The 18,865-nt window shown below is 63.0% G+C and carries 14 protein-coding genes and 1 pseudogene; 5 read left to right on the forward strand and 10 right to left on the reverse strand.

Translation table 11 applies throughout. From position 1 onward, the window contains the following. Nucleotides 1–24 precede the first annotated feature (24 nt). Together V0R37_RS14100 and V0R37_RS14105 are read left to right on the forward strand one after the other, a co-directional pair. Nucleotides 25–1,185 carry an acyl-CoA dehydrogenase family protein gene (locus V0R37_RS14100; RefSeq protein ID WP_420375127.1) on the forward strand — a complete coding sequence of 387 codons (1,161 nt, stop codon included), beginning with the start codon at nt 25–27 and terminating at the stop codon, nt 1,183–1,185. A 52-nt stretch (nt 1,186–1,237) separates the two neighbouring features. After that, the gene (locus V0R37_RS14105) at nt 1,238–2,587 is read left to right on the forward strand and encodes an MmgE/PrpD family protein (protein WP_420375128.1); all 1,350 of its coding nucleotides are present in this window, start codon (nt 1,238–1,240) and stop codon (nt 2,585–2,587) included. Nucleotides 2,588–2,652: 65 nt separating this feature from the next. On the opposite strand, the gene rph is transcribed toward V0R37_RS14105, so the two are convergent. Further along, on the reverse strand, nt 2,653–3,390 hold the full coding sequence (gene rph / locus V0R37_RS14110; RefSeq protein WP_420375330.1) for a ribonuclease PH: 738 nt from the start codon (nt 3,388–3,390) through the stop codon (nt 2,653–2,655). Between the two features lie 139 nt (nt 3,391–3,529). On the opposite strand from rph, the gene V0R37_RS14115 reads away from it, so the two are divergent. Continuing rightward, on the forward strand, nt 3,530–4,459 hold the full coding sequence (locus V0R37_RS14115; protein WP_420375129.1) for a YicC/YloC family endoribonuclease: 930 nt from the start codon (nt 3,530–3,532) through the stop codon (nt 4,457–4,459). Nucleotides 4,460–4,471: 12 nt separating this feature from the next. Here V0R37_RS14115 and V0R37_RS14120 read toward each other — a convergent pair whose 3' ends face one another. From V0R37_RS14120 to V0R37_RS14160, 9 genes are all read right to left on the reverse strand, one after another. Beyond that, nucleotides 4,472–5,452 (reverse strand): Bug family tripartite tricarboxylate transporter substrate binding protein, encoded by a 981-nt coding sequence (locus tag V0R37_RS14120; RefSeq protein WP_420375331.1) that lies wholly within the window; start codon nt 5,450–5,452, stop codon nt 4,472–4,474. Nucleotides 5,453–5,477: 25 nt separating this feature from the next. Then, nucleotides 5,478–6,305 (reverse strand): carboxylating nicotinate-nucleotide diphosphorylase, encoded by an 828-nt coding sequence (gene nadC, locus V0R37_RS14125; protein ID WP_420375332.1) that lies wholly within the window; start codon nt 6,303–6,305, stop codon nt 5,478–5,480. Between the two features lie 254 nt (nt 6,306–6,559). Beyond that, the gene (locus V0R37_RS14130) at nt 6,560–7,486 is read right to left on the reverse strand and encodes an NUDIX hydrolase (RefSeq protein ID WP_420375130.1); all 927 of its coding nucleotides are present in this window, start codon (nt 7,484–7,486) and stop codon (nt 6,560–6,562) included. Next, nucleotides 7,470–8,522 (reverse strand): AI-2E family transporter, encoded by a 1,053-nt coding sequence (locus tag V0R37_RS14135; RefSeq protein ID WP_420375131.1) that lies wholly within the window; start codon nt 8,520–8,522, stop codon nt 7,470–7,472. Before V0R37_RS14135 ends, V0R37_RS14130 begins: the two co-directional genes overlap by 17 nt. Before the next feature lie 85 nt (nt 8,523–8,607). After that, a complete protein-coding gene (locus V0R37_RS14140; protein WP_420375132.1) occupies nt 8,608–9,072 on the reverse strand; it encodes a PaaI family thioesterase in 465 nt (154 codons plus the stop codon). A gap of 68 nt (nt 9,073–9,140) precedes the next feature. Continuing rightward, nucleotides 9,141–10,055, reverse strand: coding sequence for a DUF808 domain-containing protein (locus V0R37_RS14145; RefSeq protein WP_420375133.1), 915 nt, complete (start codon nt 10,053–10,055; stop codon nt 9,141–9,143). 125 nt (nt 10,056–10,180) lie between these two features. After that, nucleotides 10,181–11,662 (reverse strand): efflux transporter outer membrane subunit, encoded by a 1,482-nt coding sequence (locus V0R37_RS14150; protein ID WP_420375134.1) that lies wholly within the window; start codon nt 11,660–11,662, stop codon nt 10,181–10,183. A gap of 18 nt (nt 11,663–11,680) precedes the next feature. After that, a complete protein-coding gene (locus V0R37_RS14155) occupies nt 11,681–14,866 on the reverse strand; it encodes an efflux RND transporter permease subunit (protein WP_420375135.1) in 3,186 nt (1,061 codons plus the stop codon). Between the two features lie 24 nt (nt 14,867–14,890). Next, the gene (locus tag V0R37_RS14160; protein ID WP_420375136.1) at nt 14,891–16,105 is read right to left on the reverse strand and encodes an efflux RND transporter periplasmic adaptor subunit; all 1,215 of its coding nucleotides are present in this window, start codon (nt 16,103–16,105) and stop codon (nt 14,891–14,893) included. Nucleotides 16,106–16,349: 244 nt separating this feature from the next. On the opposite strand from V0R37_RS14160, the pseudogene V0R37_RS14165 reads away from it, so the two are divergent. Together V0R37_RS14165 and V0R37_RS14170 are read left to right on the forward strand one after the other, a co-directional pair. Next, nucleotides 16,350–17,258, forward strand: a pseudogene (locus V0R37_RS14165) (LysR family transcriptional regulator); the annotation flags it as partial. 218 nt (nt 17,259–17,476) lie between these two features. Next, on the forward strand, nt 17,477–18,859 hold the full coding sequence (locus tag V0R37_RS14170) for a UDP-glucose dehydrogenase family protein (RefSeq protein WP_420375137.1): 1,383 nt from the start codon (nt 17,477–17,479) through the stop codon (nt 18,857–18,859). Nucleotides 18,860–18,865 lie beyond the last annotated feature (6 nt).

Genomic DNA, 18,865 nt, shown 5'->3' on the forward strand with positions numbered 1-18,865 from the left:
TAATGAACCCCGGACTTCCCCATCATGACCCAGGACACACCCGCCTTTCAGGACATTCGCGACGCCATCCGCGACCTTTGCGCGCAGTTTCCCCCGGAATACTTCCGCAAGATCGACGAAGAACGCGGCTACCCCGAAGAATTCGTCAACACCCTGACCGAGGCGGGATGGCTGGCCGCGCTGATTCCCGAGGAATTCGGCGGATCGGGCCTCAGCCTGACCGAGGCTTCGGTCATCATGGAGGAAATCAACCGCAACGGCGGGAATTCCGGAGTATGCCACGGCCAGATGTACAACATGGGCACCTTGCTGCGCCACGGCTCGGCCGAACAGAAAAAACTCTACCTGCCCCGTATCGCCAGCGGCGAACTACGCCTGCAGTCCATGGGTGTGACCGAGCCCACCACCGGCACGGACACCACCAAGATCAAGACCACCGCCGTCAAAAAAGGCGACCGTTACGTCATCAACGGCCAGAAAGTCTGGATTTCGCGCATACAGCATTCGGACCTGATGATATTGCTGGCCCGCACCACGCCGCTTGACGAGGTCAAGAAAAAATCCGAAGGCATGTCCATCTTCCTGGTCGACCTGCATCAGGCCATCGGGCACGGCATGGAAGTGCGCCCCATTCCCAATATGGTCAATCACGAAACCAACGAACTCTTCTTCGACAACCTGGAAATTCCCGCCGAGAACCTGATTGGCGAGGAAGGCAAGGGTTTCAAATACATTCTGGACGGCCTGAACGCCGAGCGCGCATTGATTGCCGCCGAATGCATAGGCGATGGGCATTGGTTCATCGACAAGGTAACGGCCTACGCAAAAGAACGCATCGTGTTCAATCGCCCCATTGGGCAAAACCAGGGCGTGCAGTTTCCCATAGCGCGGGCCCACATCAATATAGAAGCCGCCAGCCTCATGCGGTTCGAAGCCTGTCGGCTGTACGACGCGCACAGGCCTTGCGGCGCGCAGGCCAATATGGCCAAGCTGCTGGCCGCCGACGCATCATGGGAGGCCGCCAACGCCTGCCTGCAATTCCATGGCGGCTTCGGTTTTGCCAACGAATACGACATCGAGCGCAAGTTCCGCGAAACGCGGCTGTACCAGGTGGCCCCCATCTCCACCAACCTGATTCTTTCCTACGTGGCCGAACACGTGCTGGGCCTGCCACGCTCCTTCTGACACCATTGATTTCCACATAACATAGCGCATGCGCCGCATGCCGGAGACGACCATGAACCATCCCAGTGCGGAACTTGCCGAGTTCGCCGCTCAACTGACGTACGACGATATCCCCGCCGATGTGCTGCGCCGCACGGAAGACCTTATGCTCGATTGCCTGGCATCGGTGCTCGCCGGCTCCAGCGCCCGCCCCGTTCAAGCCATGGCCAAACTGGCGGACACCATGGGACCGGCCAGCGGCCCCTCGGAAAACATCGTCACGCGCAAGACCACCAGTCCCCTGTTCGCGGCCATGGTCAACGCGGCGGCGGCGCACATGGTGGAACAAGACGATGTGCACAACGGATCGGTGTTCCATCCGGCCGCCGTCATCTTCCCACCGGCCATTGCCGTGGCGCAGGCGCTGGGACGATCCGGACGGGACCTGCTGGTCGCCTCGGTGGCCGGTTACGAGACGGGCATCCGCGTCGGCGAATTCCTGGGCCGATCGCACTATAAAATCTTCCATACCACCGGCACCGCGGGCCCGCTGGCCGCAGCGGTCGCGGTGGGCAGGCTGCTTAACCTGGACAAGCATCAAATGCTGCATGCCTTGGGATCGGCCGGCACGCAATCGGCCGGCTTGTGGGAATTCCTGCGCGACGCCGCCGACTCCAAGCAGCTTCATACTTCCAAAGCGGCCGTCAACGGCCTGATCGCCGCCTACCTGGCGCACGACGGCTTCACGGGCGCCCAGCACATACTGGAAGGTCCGCAGGGCCTGGCCGCCGGCATGTCCACCGACGCGGATCCGGCCAAGCTGACCGACAGGCTGGGCTCGCGCTGGACCGTGCTGGAAACCTCTTTCAAGTATCACGCATCGTGCCGTCACACCCACCCGGCGGCCGATGCGCTGCAAAAAGTGATACGGTCGCAGCATATCGAAGCGGGCGATATTTCATCCGTCGTGGCGCATGTGCACCAGGGCGCCATCGATGTCCTGGGCCCGGTCGTGAATCCCGCGACCGTGCATCAGTCCAAGTTCTCCATGGGCACCGTTCTGGGCTTGATCGCGCTTCACGATCGCGCGGGCCTGCCGGAATTCGACGCGGCGCTGAACGATCCGGCCGTCGCGGAATTCCGCGATCGGGTAAGCATGGAGCTGGATACCGAGGTGGACGCGGCCTATCCGGCGCAATGGATAGGCAAGGTCACCGTTCACACCCGCGATGGCCGCAATTTCTCCGCGCGCGTCGACGAGCCCAAGGGCGATCCGGGCAATACGCTGTCGCGCGCAGAGCTGGAGGACAAGGCCCTGCGCCTGGGAACCTACCGCAATGCGGCCAGCACCGACGAAGTCCAGGGGCTGATCCAGCGCATCTGGGCCCTGGCCGACACCGAAATGGTGGGCCGCCTGGTCTAAGGCCATGCCGGCGCCTCCGCGGCGCCGGCCCTTTCACAGCCACCAGACGGAAGTAGCCGAATCGACTAGCCGTTCAGCGCCTGCTTCTGCAAGCCGATCAATTCGGCAATGCCGTTTTGGGCCAGGTCCAGCAAGACGTCCAGCTCGGCGCGCTGGAATGTCTGCCCTTCGGCCGTACCCTGCACCTCGACGAAATCTCCCGCACCCGTCATGACGATGTTCATGTCGGCGCCGCAGCCTGCATCCTCGATGTAATCCAGGTCCAGAACCGCTGCTCCATTCACCAGCCCCACCGACACGGCGGCGACATGATCCCGTATGGGGTTGACGGAAACCAGACCCTGCTCGACCAGCTTGCGGCTGGCGATGGCCGCGGCAACCCAGGCGCCGGTGATGCTGGCGCAGCGGGTTCCCCCATCGGCCTGCAGGACATCGCAATCCAGATGCAGTGTCCGCTCTCCCAGCGCGGTCAAGTCGAACACCGCGCGCAGGCTGCGGCCTATGAGGCGCTGAATTTCCTGGGTGCGGCCGCTTTGCTTGCCTCTGGCCGCCTCGCGGTCGGAGCGGGTATGCGTCGAACGGGGCAGCATGCCGTATTCCGCCGTTACCCAGCCTTGTCCCCTGCCCTTCAGGAAAGGAGGCACTTTTTCCAGGACGCTGGCATTGCAAAGCACATGCGTATCGCCGGCCTTGACCAGGACGGAACCCTCGGCATGCCGGGTATAGCCCAGCTCCAGAGAAAACGGGCGCAATTGGGCGGCATGGCGCCCCGATGGGCGCACAAGGCCGGAAGAGGATGACAAGGGGGACTCGGACACGGAAAACTCCTGGATTCAACAGCGGATAACGACGGATTCTCTCATGAAGCGCGGCCGGCGCGCGAAACCGCGGCCGGGACCGGCATACAATAACGCCTTTCCATCCGTAAACAGGACTTCGTTCATGATCCGTAGCATGACCGCCTTCGGCAGCGCGCGCGCCGAATCCGAGCAAGGCAGCGTTACCGTAGAGTTCCGCAGCGTCAACAGCCGGTTCCTGGACATCAATTTCCGCCTGCCCGAAGACCTGCGCATAGCCGAAGGCCTGATCCGGGAACAGTTGGGCCGCGCCGTCAAGCGCGGAAAAGTGGACATCCGGGTGAACTACAGCCGGGCGCCAACGCAAGCCTCGGCAACGCTGGATGAGGATTATTTATCCACCGTCGCCAGCCAATTGCTGACGGCACGGCGCATGATCCCCGACGTGCCCGCCCCGCAACTGGCCGAATTGATTTCGGGCGCCGGAAGCGCGGAAAACAATGCCTTCGATCCTGAAATCTGGTCAGGCATGTGCTCGGAAGCCGCCGCCCATGCGCTTGATGAGCTGCAGGCTGCCCGCGAGCGCGAAGGCCAGCGACTGGCCGAAATGATGCTGGACTGCGCCCGCGAGGTCGGCGCCATCGTCGAACAGGTTGCGCAAGACTTGCCCGTATTGCTGGCGGAGCATCAGGAAAAAATCAGCACCAAGCTGCGCGACGCGCTGATGGCGGCAAGCCCCGAGGGGTTTGCGCAGATAAGCGGCGCGGAATTATCGGCCCGCATCGCGCAGGAAGCGTCGCTGTTCTCCCTGCGCATCGACGTGGCCGAAGAGTTGTCGCGCCTGCGGTCGCATATCGCCGAGCTGGAGCATTTGCTGCGCAGCGGCCAGGCCAGCGGCAAGGACAAGAAGAACAGCGGCAGCGCCGGCAAGCGCCTGGACTTCCTGTTTCAGGAAATGAACCGCGAAGCCAATACCCTGGGATCCAAGGCCAGCGCGCTAAGCGTCACCCGTGCGGCCATCGACCTGAAGCTGCTGATCGAGCAGATGCGGGAACAGGCGCAGAACATCGAATAGCGCCGCCGGCGGTTAATTCACTTCCAGCCCCATTTTCATGGTCAGCCGTCCAAACCTGGCTATGTCCCGCTGAATCAAAGACTGGAATTCCTGCGAAGTGCTTGCCGTGGTGTCATAGCCCAGCGCGCGCAAGTCAGCCACCAACCGAGGCTTGCTCATGATGGCGGCGACGGCCGAATTGAGCCGCTCGATGACAGCCGGAGGCGTGTCCGCCGGCGCCAGTATTCCATGCCATTGATCCAGCTCATAGCCGGGCAAGCCCTGCTCCGCCACGGTGGGGACATCGGGCAGCAGCGGCGAGCGCCGGGGCGAAGTCACGGCCAGCGCCCGCAAAGCTCCGGCTTGTATCAGCGGCAAGGCGCCCGAAGCGGTCACGAAGCCGACGTCCACGGTATGCGCCAGCAAGCCCGTCAGGGCGGGACCGCAACCGCGATATGGCACGTGCAGCCAGGCGGCGCCGGTCCGGCCCATCAATTGTTCGCCGGCCAGATGCTGCGGCGTGCCGTTGCCGCAACTGGCGTATGAAAGCGGGGTCTCCTGCCGCTCGCCGATATGCGCTTCCAAAGCCTGCGGCAGGCTTTTCCACGGAGAATCGGCCGCGGTCGCCAGCACCGAAGGCACGAAGGCAATATTGATCACCCCCACCAGGTCTTTTTGCGGGGAGAAACCCAGATTGCGATACACGCCGGGATTGATGGCATAACTGCTGTTGACCATCAGCAGGGTGTATCCGTCAGGCTTGGACCGCGCCACCATTTGAGCGCCGATGTTCCCGCTGGCTCCGGCCCGGTTCTCCACCACCACCGGCTGACCCAGCGCTCCTTCCATGTGCACGGCCAGGCGGCGGGCCAGCATGTCGGTCCCTCCGCCGGGCGGAAACGTGACGACCAGAACGATGGGACGTGTGGGATACGCGTCGCCGGCATCCGCGTCCGCCGTCCCGGCCCGCGCCGTACCGGCAATCAGCGCGGCCGCCCAGAGGAACGCCGCCATCCGGACCGACAAGGAAGCGCCGCGCCTAGACATGATCCGCATCCAGGCCGATATCCAGGACCGGCGCGCTGTGCGTCAACCAGCCGACGGCGATCAGGTCGACGCCTGTCGCCGCCACGGCGGGCGCGGTTTCCGGTGTAATGCGTCCGGACGCTTCGGTTATGGCGCGGCCGTCCACCATCCGCACGGCGCGCTTCAAGGTTTCCAACGGCATATTGTCCAGCAGCACCGCATCGACCCCGCAGTCCAGTCCTTCCTCCAATTGGGCCAGCGTATCGACTTCCAGCTCGATGCGCACCATGTGTCCTATTCCCGCCCTGGCCCGCGCTACCGCCTCGCGCACGCTGCCCGCGACGGCAATATGGTTGTCCTTGATCAGCACGGCATCGTCCAGGCCGAAGCGATGGTTGCTCCCGCCGCCCACCCGGACGGCGTATTTCTGGACCGCCCGCAAGCCCGGCATGGTCTTGCGGGTACACGTGACGCGTGTGCCGTAGCTTCTTATGGCATCGGCGATGGACGCGGTTGCGGTGGCCACGCCGCTTAAGTGGCACAGGAAATTCAAGGCGCTGCGCTCCGCGCCCAGGATAGCGCGCGCGCCGCCTTCGATGGTGGCGATCTCATCGCCCGGCCGCAGCCTCGCGCCATCTTCGCGCTGCACGCGCACATCGACGCCCGCGTCCATAAGCCGGAAAGCGAGCCGGGCCAAATCCAGGCCGGCCAGCACACCGGGCTGGCGAGCCGCCAGCCGCATCCGGGCCCGGGCATCCGGGGGAATGATGGCGTCTGAAGTCAGGTCGCCGGCGCGGCCGAGGTCCTCGCGCAGCGCGCGCTTGACCAGTGGTTCCAGCATCACGCCCGGCAAGGGTGGAATCGGATGCGCAGCCGTGGCGACGGATGACGGATGGAAAGTCGTTTCAGTGCGTTGTGCCAGTTCAATTATGCTCATAATGAGTATTAGTAAGGTAAAAAATTGGGAAAATCACCATCGCTTATGGGGAAAGCATGAAATCGCACTTCCCTTCCCCGCCCGGCGTCGAAGTTCAACGTTTAATTATGCTCACATCTAGCACAATTAAACGTCAAGCCGGCCCTCATTGCAATCATTTATTTGGACAGGGGCAGTTTGCTGCCGGCGATGGCGCGTTCCTGCATGACATCGCCACGGAACTGGAACAGCTTGGCCGGCCTGCCCGCCGCGCCGCGTATCATGCGGCCCGTCTCCTCGACCAACGCCTGCTGCTCGATGACGCGCCGGAAATTCTGCTTGTGCAGCCGGCGTCCGGCCAGGGCCTCGAAAGCCAGTTGCAACTGGAGCAGCGTAAAGGCCGGCGGCATGAGCTCGAACACCACTGGACGATAGCGTATCTTGGCGCGCAGGCGCGCCATGGCCGTCGCCAGAATGCGGCGATGATCGTGCAGCATGGGCTCGCCGGGCAATGGGGCTACGGCATCGGCCCCCAGCCGCTTGGCGGCCTCGGGCACCAGGCCCGCTTCAAACAGCAGCTCGTAGCGCTGTAGAACGAATTCCTCATTCCACGCGGCGGCATCCCGTCCAAAAGTGTGATCGACGCGTTGGCGCCGCTGACGCCTTGCCGCGATGCCGGATCCCTGGGCGCACCAGCCGCGCAAGGCGGGCAATATCCGCCGGCTTATGATCTCCGGACAGCCCTCGCGCCAATCCTCCCAGGGAAAATAACGGTACCAGTCCTGCCATCCCACGGAATCGATATCCAGGTTCTCGGACTCCCGCGTCAGCCCCAGATAGCTGACCGAGATAATGCGCTGGCCCTGCCAGTTGGCCCGATCGCCGTCAGCGAAGGTATAAAGCTGTTCGACATAGCCTATGGGGTGGTGCGTCTGGGCTTCCACCCAGGCCCGCAAGCCTGCCTGCAATGAGCGGTGCGACGACTCGAACGGCCCCGCGGGCAGCGCGTGCGAACAATCGCGCGTCAGCACTCGGGGCTCTCCCCCGCTGACCGCGACCAGCACCGCCACCAATTCGGCCGTTACGGCGTCATTGTTCTTCTTCATGTATCCACTCGCGCCATATGGCCACCAGCAGGGCCATCAGGACCGGGCCTATGAAAAGGCCCACGATGCCCATGGTCTTGACGCCGCCGACCAGGCCGAAGAAGGTCGGCAGGAAAGGCAGCTTGACGGGCCCGCCCACCAATCGCGGGCGCAATGTCTTGTCGACGATGAACAATTCCACGGTGCCCCACAAGAACAGGCCCAGGCCGGCCATGGGGTGCCCCGAACCGACCAGATACAGCGAAACCAATGAAAACGAAAGCGGCGCGCCGCCGGGAATCAAGGCCATGAAGCCCGTGATGACGCCCAGCAATACCGGCGACGACACGCCCGCCACCCAATAAGCAATACCCAGCACCACGCCCTCTCCCAAGGCGATCAGGCCCATGCCTGTCACCGTGGAGTTGATCGTGGCCGGCACCACGCGGGAAAACCGCTGCCAGCGGTCCGGCAGTATGCGTTCCCCCACGATATCCAGTTGTCCCAGAATGCGGGCGCCGTCCTTGTATATGAAAAACAAGGTGATCAGCATGAAGACGACCGTCAGCAACAGTTGGAAGATATTGCCGGTGGCCGACAGCATCATGCGATAGATGTTGCCCAGATGCTCGCCGCTGACGATCTCGACCACTGTTCCCAGGGCATGTGGCTCGCCCAGGTAAGTCGTCCAGTATTCGGCCAGCCGTCCGCCCACCACGGGCAGCGCGAATATCCATTCTGGTGTGGGCACGCCATTGCGATTGGCGGCCAGGGCCCAGGCGATGAAACTGCTGGCTTCCTGAATCGCATACGTCAATGCCAGCGACAGCGGCACGATAAGCACGAGGATGACGATGAGCAGGGCCAGGGTGGCCGCCAGCGCATTGCGGTCGCCGCAACGGCGCAGCAGGCGCTGATAGGGCCGCCAGCTTGCCAGGCAGATGATCAGCGCCGCCAGCACGGGTACCAGGAAGCCGCTAAGGAAATAGAGTCCGGTAAGGACCAGCAGGACCAGCAGCCACCGGGCGATCAGGAAAGCAGGCAATACAGGGTGCATAAGATGATGGGCTTTTCAAACTTGAAGAGAAGGCATCCGGAAGATACGCAAGGTTTTCACAATATCACGGAATGTTGTCCGAACTTCAATTCGTGTCGGGCTTGCCATGCATGCACATCAAGGTTTGCTGCCCTACGGCGACCAGATCCCTGCCCTGTGGCGTGACGCCGAAGACCTCCAGCTGGCAAATCGTAAGCGTCCGCCCCGAGCGCAACACCTTGCCCACCGCAAGCAGGTAATCGCCCCGGGCCGGCGCGACAAGATTGATCTTGAACTCCACCGTCAACACCGAACTGCCATCTGGAAACAAGGTGAATCCGGCGTAGCCGCCCGCCGTATCGGCAAGCGCGCTGCTGGCGCCGGCATGGAAAAAACCATGCTGCTGAGTCAGTTCGGCGCGGTAAGGCAGTTTCAGCCTGACCTCGCCGGGCTCGATGCTTTCGATGGAAACGCCCAGATGGCGCATCAGGCCCTGGCGGTCGAAACTGTCGCTCACGCGCTTGCGCATTGCAACGAGGCTGTCCGGTTTGTGCGCCTGATCTTGGGGCATCTGCATCGCTCTGTGGAGGTCCGAGTTGGCGATGAGAGTAGCAGAAATAGGCTGCGGGCGGAACGCGGCTAAGCCCGCATCCGCTTGATCAGGGTTACCACGGCCAGCGCGGCAAAGCCGGCGGCCATGCCAGTCAACGCAGCCGCTACGGAAGGTCCCAGCGCCTTCCAGGCGGCGGCGGGAAAGCCATTCGCCCGCGGCGAGGCAAAGCCCATGAGTTCGCCGGCATAGTGTTCGGCGCCCGGTATCCCATGAAGCAGGATTCCCCCGCCCACCAGGAACATGGCAGCCGTGCCGGCAATGGAAAGGGCTTTCATCAAGTATGGCGCCATGGCAAGAATGCCTGCCCCCAGGGCGCGCAGCAAGACGGCAAAAACGGCATGGCCTCTGCGCTGAGCAAGATACAGGCCTGCGTCGTCCAGCTTCACGATGCCCGCGACCAGGCCATACACGCCTACCGTCATGGCAAGGGCAACCCCGGCCACGACGGCCGCCTGCACGGGAAAGACCGCGCTGGCCACGGTGCCCAGGGTGATTGCGATGATTTCGGCGGACAGGATGAAATCGGTGCGTATGGCGCCCTTGATCTTGGCCTGTTCCGGCGTCGGCCCGACAGGCGCGTCATCCAGGTGGGCGGATTCGCCGCCATGAAAAAGCGAATGGATGATTTTCTCGACGCCTTCGTAGCACAGATAGATGCCGCCCAGCATCAGCAAGGGGATGATGGCGACCGGAAGGAAAGCGCTTATGGCCAGCGCCAGCGGCACCAGGATCAGCTTGTTGACGAAGGACCCTTTGGCCACCGCCCAAACCACCGGCAGCTCGCGCTCCGCGACCACGCCGGTGACCTGTTGGGCATTGAGCGCGATATCGTCGCCCAGCACGCCGGCGGTTTTCTTGCTGGCGGCCTTGGTCATCAACGCGACATCGTCCAGGACGCTGCTTATGTCGTCCAACAATGCAAGCAAACTGGCTCCGGCCATCGTGCGTGTCCTATCGTGGATGCAAGCTATGGCACGCCCTTGCCATAAGCAACCATGGCTCAGGCGGCGCTTTCCTTGTCCGCAACATTAGCATGAAAAGCCGTGAACACATGACAAGTTCAGGATCAAGATGCCTGGGATGCCGAAGCCTGTTTTCCCAGACCGTCCCACCCTCCGCCTATCGCCCGGATAAGATCCACCGCGGCATGGGCCCGCTGGCCGTCGAGCTGGACGGCCACCCGCCTTTGCTGAAGCACCATGCGATCGGCATCGATAACATCCAGGTAGCTGACCGAGCCTTCGCGATACTGTATCTGCGAAAGCTCCGCCGCCCTGGCCGCCGACATGACGGCGGCATCCTGAACCTGCGATTGCTCGCCCAATATACGCAGGCTGGACAGGCCGTCCTCCACTTCACGGAATGCGCTCAACACCGTCTGGCGATATTTGGCGACATCCTCCTCATAGCGAGCCCGGGCACGATCCAGGCCGGCCTGGCGCTGCCCTCCGTCGAAAATGGGCAGGGACAGCATGGTACCGACCAGGGGCCCCAGCAGGAAGCTGCGGCTGGACCACTGGAACAGATCGCCCAACTGCGAGGACTCGTAGCCGAATGCGCCCGTAATGTTCAGACGCGGGAAGAATGCCGCCTGAGCCGCGCCGATCCGTGCATTGGCAGCGGCCATGGCGCGCTCGGCGGCCGCGATATCCGGGCGGCGCTCCAGCAAGGACGATGGCAGGCCGGCGGGTATGCCCACCGCCACACGTTGCAGCGGGCGAGGCGCTATCGAAAACTCCGCTGGCGTCTTGCCCATCAGAATCGCCAGCGCATGCTCCGCCACGGCGCGCAAGCGCGCAACGCCCAGCGACTCCGATTGGGCGGAGGCCAACTCGGACTTGGCCCGCGCCACATCCAGTTCGCTGATGTCGCCCTCCGCATAGCGCCGCTGAACCAGGTCCAGGGTTTTGCCGCGCAACTCCACGGTGCTGCGGTAAAGCTCCTGCTCGGCATCGAGCCGCCGGATCAGGAAGTAGCTCTGCGCGACATCGGCTTGCAATGCCAGTTGCACGGAATGGAACAGGGCGGCGCTTTGCTGGGCATCCGCCGTGGCGGCATCGACGTCGGATGCGATCCGTCCGAACAAGTCGACCTCGTACGACAGGCCCGCTTGCGCGCGCCACAAGGTCGCGGGGCTGTTCGGCGCATCGGCCGGCAGTCCCTGCGCGGCATTGGATGCCCGTTGCCGGGTCGGTCCAAAGCCGGCATCCAGCCGCGGAAAGAACTCCGAACGCGCACCGCTCTGCAACGCGCGCGCCTGCGTGACCCGCGCGGCGGCGGCCTTCAAGTCCTGATTGGCCGCCAGAGCCTGCTCTTGCAAGGCATCGAGCTCGGCGTCGTCGAACACGGCCCACCACTTGCCACGGGCGATATCGTCGGAGGGTTGGGCCGCCTTCCAGCGCTGGGCGGCCTCGGGCGACAGGGTCGCCTCTTTGAAGGCCTTGGGCACATCGGCCGCCGGGCGCTGGTACTGCGGCCCCACGGCACAACCCGCCAGCAGCAGGACCAGCGCGCCCATCGAAAGAGTGAAACGTAAAGAATTGATCATAGCCATAATCCTTGAAACTTATTGTCCGGCGTGCGCGGCCAGCGCCGGCGCTTCATGCGTCGTTGCGGAGCGCAAGGGACGTCCGCCGATCGAGCGCAGCAATACATAGAAGACCGGCGTCAGGAACAGGCCGAACAAGGTGACGCCCAGCATGCCGAAGAATACGGCGACCCCCATGGCATGCCGCATTTCAGAGCCGGCTCCGGCCGATGTCACCAGCGGAACGACACCCATGATGAAGGCGATCGAGGTCATCAGGATGGGCCGCAAACGCAGGCGGCTGGCCTCGATGGCCGCCTTGAGGGGCGCGGCGCCCTGCAGTTCGAGCTCGCGGGCGAATTCCACGATCAGGATGGCGTTCTTGCAAGCCAGGCCCACCAGTACCATCAGGCCTATCTGGGTGAAGATGTTGTTGTCGCCGCCGGTCAGCCAGACACCGGTCAGGGCCGCCAGTATGCTCATGGGCACGATAAGAATCACAGCCAGCGGCAGGGTCAGGCTTTCGTATAGCGCGGCCAGCACCAGGAACACCAGCAGGACGCTGATGGGAAACACCCAGATTCCGGCATTGCCCGCCAATATCTGCTGATAGGTCAGGTCGGTCCATTCGAACTTCACCCCGCGCGGCAGTGTTTCGGCGGCGATGCGCTCGGCGGCGGCCTGGGCCTGATCGGACGAATACCCCGGCGCCGGCCCGCTATTGATGTCGGCGGCCGTGTAGCCGTTGTAGCGGACAACCATCTCGGGCCCGTAGGTGGGCGTCACCTTTACCAGCGACGACAAGGGCACCATGTCGCCCGAGCGGGTACGCGTCTTCAATTGCAGGATATCCTCGGGCTGCGAGCGGAACGGGGCATCGGCCTGGGCCCTGACCTGATACACCCGCCCGAAGCGGTTGAAATCATTGACGTACAGCGAACCCAGATAGATCTGCATGGTGTCGAACACGTCGGTGACCGGCACACCCAGTTGCTTGGCCTTGACCCGGTCCAGGTCCACGTCCAGATGCGGCACATTGATCTGGAAACTGGAAAACGCGGGGCCCAGCTCAGGCGCCTTGCGCGCCGCCCCCATGAAAGCCTGCGCGGCGGCGTCCAGCTGCGCATAGCCTACCGCGCCGCGGTCCTCGATCTGCAGCTTGAAGCCTCCCACCGTGCCCAGGCCCATGACCGGCGGCGGAGGAAACACGGCAATGAAAGCATCCTTGATCGCGGCGTACTGCTGATTGAGCGCGCCCGCTATGCCGTTGGCCGACAAGGCATCCCCCTTGCGCTCCTTGAACGGATCCAGCGTGACGAATACGATGCCGGCGCTGGAACTGTTGGTAAAGCCATTGATGGACAGACCCGGAAAGGCGATTGCGCTTTCCACCCCCGGCTGCTTCAGGGCGATATCGGTCATGCGGCGTATCACCTCTTCGGTGCGGTCCAGCGATGCTCCGTTCGGAAGCTGCGTAAAGCTGATCAGGTATTGCTTGTCCTGCGCCGGCACGAAACCGCCGGGCACGATGTAGGAAATGGCCACGGTCAGCGCCAGCAGGACGGCGTATACGCCCATGGACGAAGCCTTGCGGCCGATGACGCCCGACACGCCTTTCGCGTACCGTTCGGAGGAGCGGTTGAAGAAACGGTTGAATCGCTGGAAGAATCCTCCCAGGAAGCGATTCATGACGCGCGTCAGCCAGTCGGGCTTTTCGTGATGCCCCTTCAGCAGCAAGGCGGCCAGCGCCGGAGACAGCGTCAGGGAGTTGAAGGCCGAAATGACGGTGGATATGGCTATCGTCATGGCGAACTGCTTGAAGAACTGTCCGCTCAGTCCGGTCATGAAGGCCAGGGGAACGAATACCGCCACCAGCGTCAGCGCAATGGCGACGATGGGCCCGCTGACCTCGCGCATGGCTCGATAGGTCGCATCGCGCGGCGACAGGCCCTCGGCAATATTGCGTTCAACGTTCTCCACCACCACGATGGCGTCGTCCACCACAATCCCTATTGCCAGCACCAGCCCGAACAGGGACAAGGCGTTGATCGTATAGCCGAAAGCCAGCATCAGGGCAAAGGTGCCCACAATGGATACCGGCACGGCCAGCAAGGGAATGATAGATGCGCGCCAGGTCTGCAGGAACAGGATGACCACCAGCACGACCAAGGCGATCGCTTCCAGCAGGGTCACGACAACGGCATTGATGCTGGAACGCACGAACTGGGTCGGATCATAGGCAATGCGGCTTTCCACCGAAGATGGAAAGTCCGCCGAAAGCTCTTTCATTACGGCGCGCACCTGATCGGATACCGCCAGGGCATTGGCCCCCGGCGACTGCATGATACCCATGCCGATCGCCGGCTTGTTGTCCAGCAGGGAGCGCAAGCCGTACTCCGACGCGTCCAGCTCGATGCGCGCCACATCGCCCAGGCGCGTCACACCGCCATCGGCGGAAGTCTTCAGCACGATATCGGCGAACTCCTCCTCGGTGCTCAAGCGGCCCTGGGCATTGACCGACAACTGCATGGCGACATCGGACGACGTAGGCGACGCGCCGATGACACCGGCCGCGACTTGCACGTTCTGCTCGCGTATGGCCGCCACGACATCGTTCGCCGTCAAGCCGCGCTCCGCAATCTTCTGCGGATTCAGCCACACCCGCATGGCATAGTTGCCCGAACCCCAGATCTGGACTTCGCCCACGCCCGGAATACGCGCCAATCTGTCCTTGATGTTCAGGACGGCGTAGTTGCGAAGGTAGGTCATGTCATAGCGATCGTCGGGAGAAAGCAGATGCACGACCATGGTCAGGGTGGGCGATGTCTTGACCGTGGTCACCCCCAGCCTTTGCACATCTTCCGGCAATCGCGGCAGCGCCTGCGACACACGATTCTGGACCAGTTGCTGGGCCTTGTCCGGGTCCATCCCCAGGTGGAAATTGACCGTTACCGCCAGATTGCCGTCGCTGTTCGCCTGCGATTGCATGTACAGCATGTTTTCCACGCCATTGATGGACTCCTCCAGCGGCGCGGCCACCGTTTCGGCGATGACCTTGGGGTTGGCGCCCGGATACTGGGCGCGCACGACCACCGATGGCGGGACCACTTCCGGGTATTCGGAAATGGGCAACTGAAAGACGGCCAGCCCTCCGGCCAGCAGTATCAGCACCGACAACACGCCCGCAAAGATCGGACGGTCGATAAAGAATTTGGAAATGTTCATGAATATCCAGCGTTGTTCTTGGAATCAGTTTGCCGACGCGATACGGCGGGCGGCCGCGTCCGCGTCGGAGCCGGCCGTGCCGCCGCCCGCCTCGCCGGCCGCCAGGATCGGATGGGGAGAGACGGGGTCCCCGGGCCGGATGCGCTGAAGGCCGTTGACGACGATGCGCTCGCCCACTTTCAAGCCGGCTTCCACCACCCTGCCGCCCTGCTGGTTCGCTCCCAGGCGAACCTCGCGGTACGCCGTTTTATTGCTGTCGTCGACCACGATCACGAAGCGTTTGTTCTGATCCGTGCCTATGGCCTTCTCGTCGATCAGCACGGCGTCGTGCGGCGCACCGCCGCCAAGGCGTATGCGCGCATACAAGCCGGGAACCAGGGTTCCATCGGCGTTGTCGAACACGGCCCGCACGCGTATCGTTCCGGACGAGGTGTCCAGGCGATTGTCGACCGAGGCCAGACGGCCGGGGCGCGGATAGCCGTCTTCATTGGCCAGGCCCAGGAAAACCGGCACCTGCGCCGCCAGGTCGGCGGAGCGCGCCGGGTTCACGAACTTCAGGAAGCTTTGCTCGTCCACATCGAAAGACGCATACAGCCGGGAAACCGAGACCAGCGATGTCAAGGAGGGGGAACTCGCACCGGCGGTCACGACATTGCCCGCCGTGACTTCCGCGCGCGACACGCGGCCCGGAAACGGCGCCACTATCCGGGTGTGCTCAAGGTCCAGCTCGGCCGACTCCAGCATGGCCTTCGCCGCTTGAAGGTTGGCGGCCGCCTCGCGCGAGGCGTTGCGCTTTTCCTCGTAATCACGCTTGGCTATGGCGTTATCGGCCAGCAGGCGGCTGCCGCGCGACAAATCGGAGGCCGTATAGGCGGCGCGGGCTTGGGCGGCCGCCAGACGGGCCTTGGCCTGATCGACCGCCGCCTGGTAGGGACGCGGATCGATGGTGAACAACAGGTCGCCCCGCTGCACCAGGCTGCCGTCCTTGAAATGCACGGCAGTCAGCGTACCGGATACCAGCGGCCGGATCTCCACACGATCTATCGCTTCCAGCCGGCCCGAAAACTCATGCCAGTCGGTGATTGTTTGTTTTTCAACGATGGCGACATCGACGGCGGGCGCTGGCGGCGCCCCCGCGCTTTGAACGGCGCCGGCATCGACCCGCAAGGCAATAATGCCGGCGGCCAGCAACACGGCGGCAACCGCCGACATAGCGTAGCGCTTACGCAGTAAAAACATGGTCTTCCTTGAATAGATAAGTTGCTCTTCACCAGGGCGGGAGCAGCGCCGCGAGGGCAAGCTGTGTCCGTTTGCAAAACGCCGTAGGAAAAATGGAAAGGTGGGAGTATTATTGATTCTTTGCGAAAACAGATAAATAATCATTTTTCGCTAACACTATTCATTTTTCGCGAACAATCATTTTTTTTACCGGCAGTCATCCTCCTTTTCCGGAGCGACGATTGCCGATCTTTCGGAATGAGCCATGGATCGTTTTCAAGCCATGCAGGTCTTTACCCGGGTCGTCGATGCCAACAGCTTCACTCTGGCGGCCGACACCCTGGGATTGCCTCGCGCCACTGTCACCACCACCATCCAGAGCCTGGAGCGCACACTGCAAGTGCGCCTGCTGAATCGGACCACCCGCCGGCTTAGCCTGACGCCGGACGGCGCGGCTTACTACGAGCGCTGCGTGCGGATACTGGCCGATGTCGAAGAGGCCGAGTAGTCATCCTTCCACGATGTCACACGCGGGCCGCGCGGCCGCCTGCGCATAGACGTCCCGCCCTCCATGGGCCGCCTCATCCTGATTCCGGCGCTCTGCGATTTCCACGAACGCTATCCCGATATCGAGCTGGCCATAGGCATGAGCGACAGGCCGGTGGACATGGTGCAGGAGGCGGTCGACTGCGTGATAAGGGTGGGCGAACTGCAGGATTCCTCGATGGTGGCAAAGCGGATCGGAACATTTGAAAGCCTGACTTGCGCCGCGCCGTCCTATCTCGAGCGCCACGGCATGCCCAAGTCCATCGAACAGCTCGAAGGCCACCAGGCCGTCCATTATTTTTCCAGCCGCAGCGGACGGGTCATAGACTGGAGCTTCATGGTTGACGGAAAGCCGACCGATGTTCCCGTAAAAGGCGTCATATCCGTCAATGACGCCGAAGCCTATGTCACCTGCGGCCTGAACGGATTCGGCATCATCCAGCCCTCCCGCTACATGGTCGCGCCTCATTTGCAATCGGGCGCGTTGATCGAAGTGCTGTCAGACTGGAAACCTCCACCCATGCCGATTTCAGTTGCCTATCTTCAGAACCGCCACCTGTCTCCCAAGGTCCGGGTATTCGTGGACTGGATAAGCGAGCTCTTCCAGCATTGCCCCTTGATGAGCGGATGCCAGGCGGAGCACTTCAGCAAGGAATGCGCCTTCGCCGGCGAGCACAAGCACAAGCAGAAGCCCATGCAGGGCAATTCGCTGCACGAACTCATCGCCCACCACAATATGGCCGAAAGCGTGTTCTGAAGCCCGACGGGCATGGCATTTGCTTCTTCGGGACGAACGGAGGGGCAAGGCGATTGACCGGCGCCTCTCCGCGATCCTGAGGAGAGCACATGAACGTCGCCATTGTCGGAACCGGTTATGTCGGCCTCGTTACGGGCGCATGCCTGGCCGAGGCTGGCCACTTTGTCACTTGCATCGATAATAATGCGGTAAAAATCAAGCATATGCGGGCAGGAAGGCTGCCCTTCCACGAACCCGGCTTGCAGGCCATCGTGCTGTCGCAACTGCATGGCGGAACACTGCGCTTTTCAACCGATCTGGCCAGCGGGACCCGGCAAGCCCAGGTTGTCATGCTGGCCATCGGCACACCTTCGGCGGCCGATGGCTGCGCCAATGTCGACAGCCTGCTGTTGTGCGCGAAGGCATTGGCGGACACGCTGGATCATTCATGCGTACTTGCCATCAAGTCGACCGCTCCCGTGGGCACTTGCGAGCAGGTGCAATCCTTCTTCAAAGCGCGGCAAGGCCTCAGGCCGGATGCTCCGCGCGTCGAGGTGGCCTCGAATCCCGAGTTCCTGGCCGAGGGCCGCGCCGTCGACGATTTCAGGAAGCCGGACCGCATAGTCATTGGCGCCGAGACGGCGCAAGCCGGAGACACGCTGTCCAGGCTTTATGCCCGGTTCGATCCGGATGGCCAGCGCACTTTGCGCATGGACGTGCGTAGCGCCGAGTTTGCGAAATACGCCTGCAATGCCATGCTGGCTTCCAGGATATCGCTGGTCAATGAACTGGCCAACATCGCCGGAAAATTGCAGACCGACATGAAGGCCGTTTGCAAAGTCCTTGCCACGGACCATCGGATCGGCCCTGATTTCCTGCGCCCGGGCGCCGGCTACGGAGGCTCCTGCCTGCCCAAGGACCTGCGCGCGCTTATCCGCGCGGCGGAGCAATGCCAGGAATCCGCCCCCTTGCTGCGCGCCGTGGAGGAGGTGAACCAGCGCCAGGTCAGACTGCTGTTCGATTCCATACAGCGCTACTTCGGCGGCAGTTTATGGGGACGCCGCATCGCAGTCTGGGGGCTGGCTTTCAAGCCGGGCACGGATGATGTCCGCGAGGCGCCCAGCTTGGCGCTCATACGTCTGCTGATCGACGCCGGCGCCACGGTGCGGGCTTACGACCCGGCGGTCTGCGCTTCGATCCCCAAGCTGGCAGGCCGGCCCGGGCTGGAGTTGAGCCGTTCGGCGGCCCAGGCATGCCGGCACAGCGAGGTCCTGGTCGTCATGACGGAATGGCAGGAATTCACCGAACCCGATTTCTCGGCGCTGGCCAGCAGCCTGGAATCCGGGGCTGTTTTCGACGGGCGCAACCTATATCGCCCCGAGCAACTGGCCCGCTTCCAGTTGCGGCATTTCCGGATCGGCCAGAAGGTCCAGGGCAAGCCGCTCGCGGCACACCGCCATGCGGCCATGCCGGCGCATTCCAGTCCAGGGTGAATCGGC

The organism is Pollutimonas rozaliensis, from assembly GCF_048751585.1.
Taxonomy (GTDB): domain Bacteria; phylum Pseudomonadota; class Gammaproteobacteria; order Burkholderiales; family Burkholderiaceae_B.

Excerpts from the sequence above, each read along its gene's own strand:
- V0R37_RS14100 (WP_420375127.1), top strand. The coding sequence starts at position 25 with ATGACCCAGGACACACCCGCCTTTCAGGACATTCGCGACGCCATCCGC.
- V0R37_RS14150 (WP_420375134.1), bottom strand. The coding sequence starts at position 11,662 with ATGATCAATTCTTTACGTTTCACTCTTTCGATGGGCGCGCTGGTCCTG.
- nadC (WP_420375332.1), bottom strand. The coding sequence starts at position 6,305 with ATGCTGGAACCACTGGTCAAGCGCGCGCTGCGCGAGGACCTCGGCCGC.
- V0R37_RS14155 (WP_420375135.1), bottom strand. The coding sequence starts at position 14,866 with ATGAACATTTCCAAATTCTTTATCGACCGTCCGATCTTTGCGGGCGTG.
- V0R37_RS14170 (WP_420375137.1), top strand. The coding sequence starts at position 17,477 with ATGAACGTCGCCATTGTCGGAACCGGTTATGTCGGCCTCGTTACGGGC.
- V0R37_RS14115 (WP_420375129.1), top strand. The coding sequence starts at position 3,530 with ATGATCCGTAGCATGACCGCCTTCGGCAGCGCGCGCGCCGAATCCGAG.
- V0R37_RS14120 (WP_420375331.1), bottom strand. The coding sequence starts at position 5,452 with ATGGCGGCGTTCCTCTGGGCGGCCGCGCTGATTGCCGGTACGGCGCGG.
- V0R37_RS14140 (WP_420375132.1), bottom strand. The coding sequence starts at position 9,072 with ATGCCCCAAGATCAGGCGCACAAACCGGACAGCCTCGTTGCAATGCGC.
- V0R37_RS14105 (WP_420375128.1), top strand. The coding sequence starts at position 1,238 with ATGAACCATCCCAGTGCGGAACTTGCCGAGTTCGCCGCTCAACTGACG.
- V0R37_RS14130 (WP_420375130.1), bottom strand. The coding sequence starts at position 7,486 with ATGAAGAAGAACAATGACGCCGTAACGGCCGAATTGGTGGCGGTGCTG.
- V0R37_RS14160 (WP_420375136.1), bottom strand. The coding sequence starts at position 16,105 with ATGTTTTTACTGCGTAAGCGCTACGCTATGTCGGCGGTTGCCGCCGTG.
- V0R37_RS14145 (WP_420375133.1), bottom strand. The coding sequence starts at position 10,055 with ATGGCCGGAGCCAGTTTGCTTGCATTGTTGGACGACATAAGCAGCGTC.
- V0R37_RS14135 (WP_420375131.1), bottom strand. The coding sequence starts at position 8,522 with ATGCACCCTGTATTGCCTGCTTTCCTGATCGCCCGGTGGCTGCTGGTC.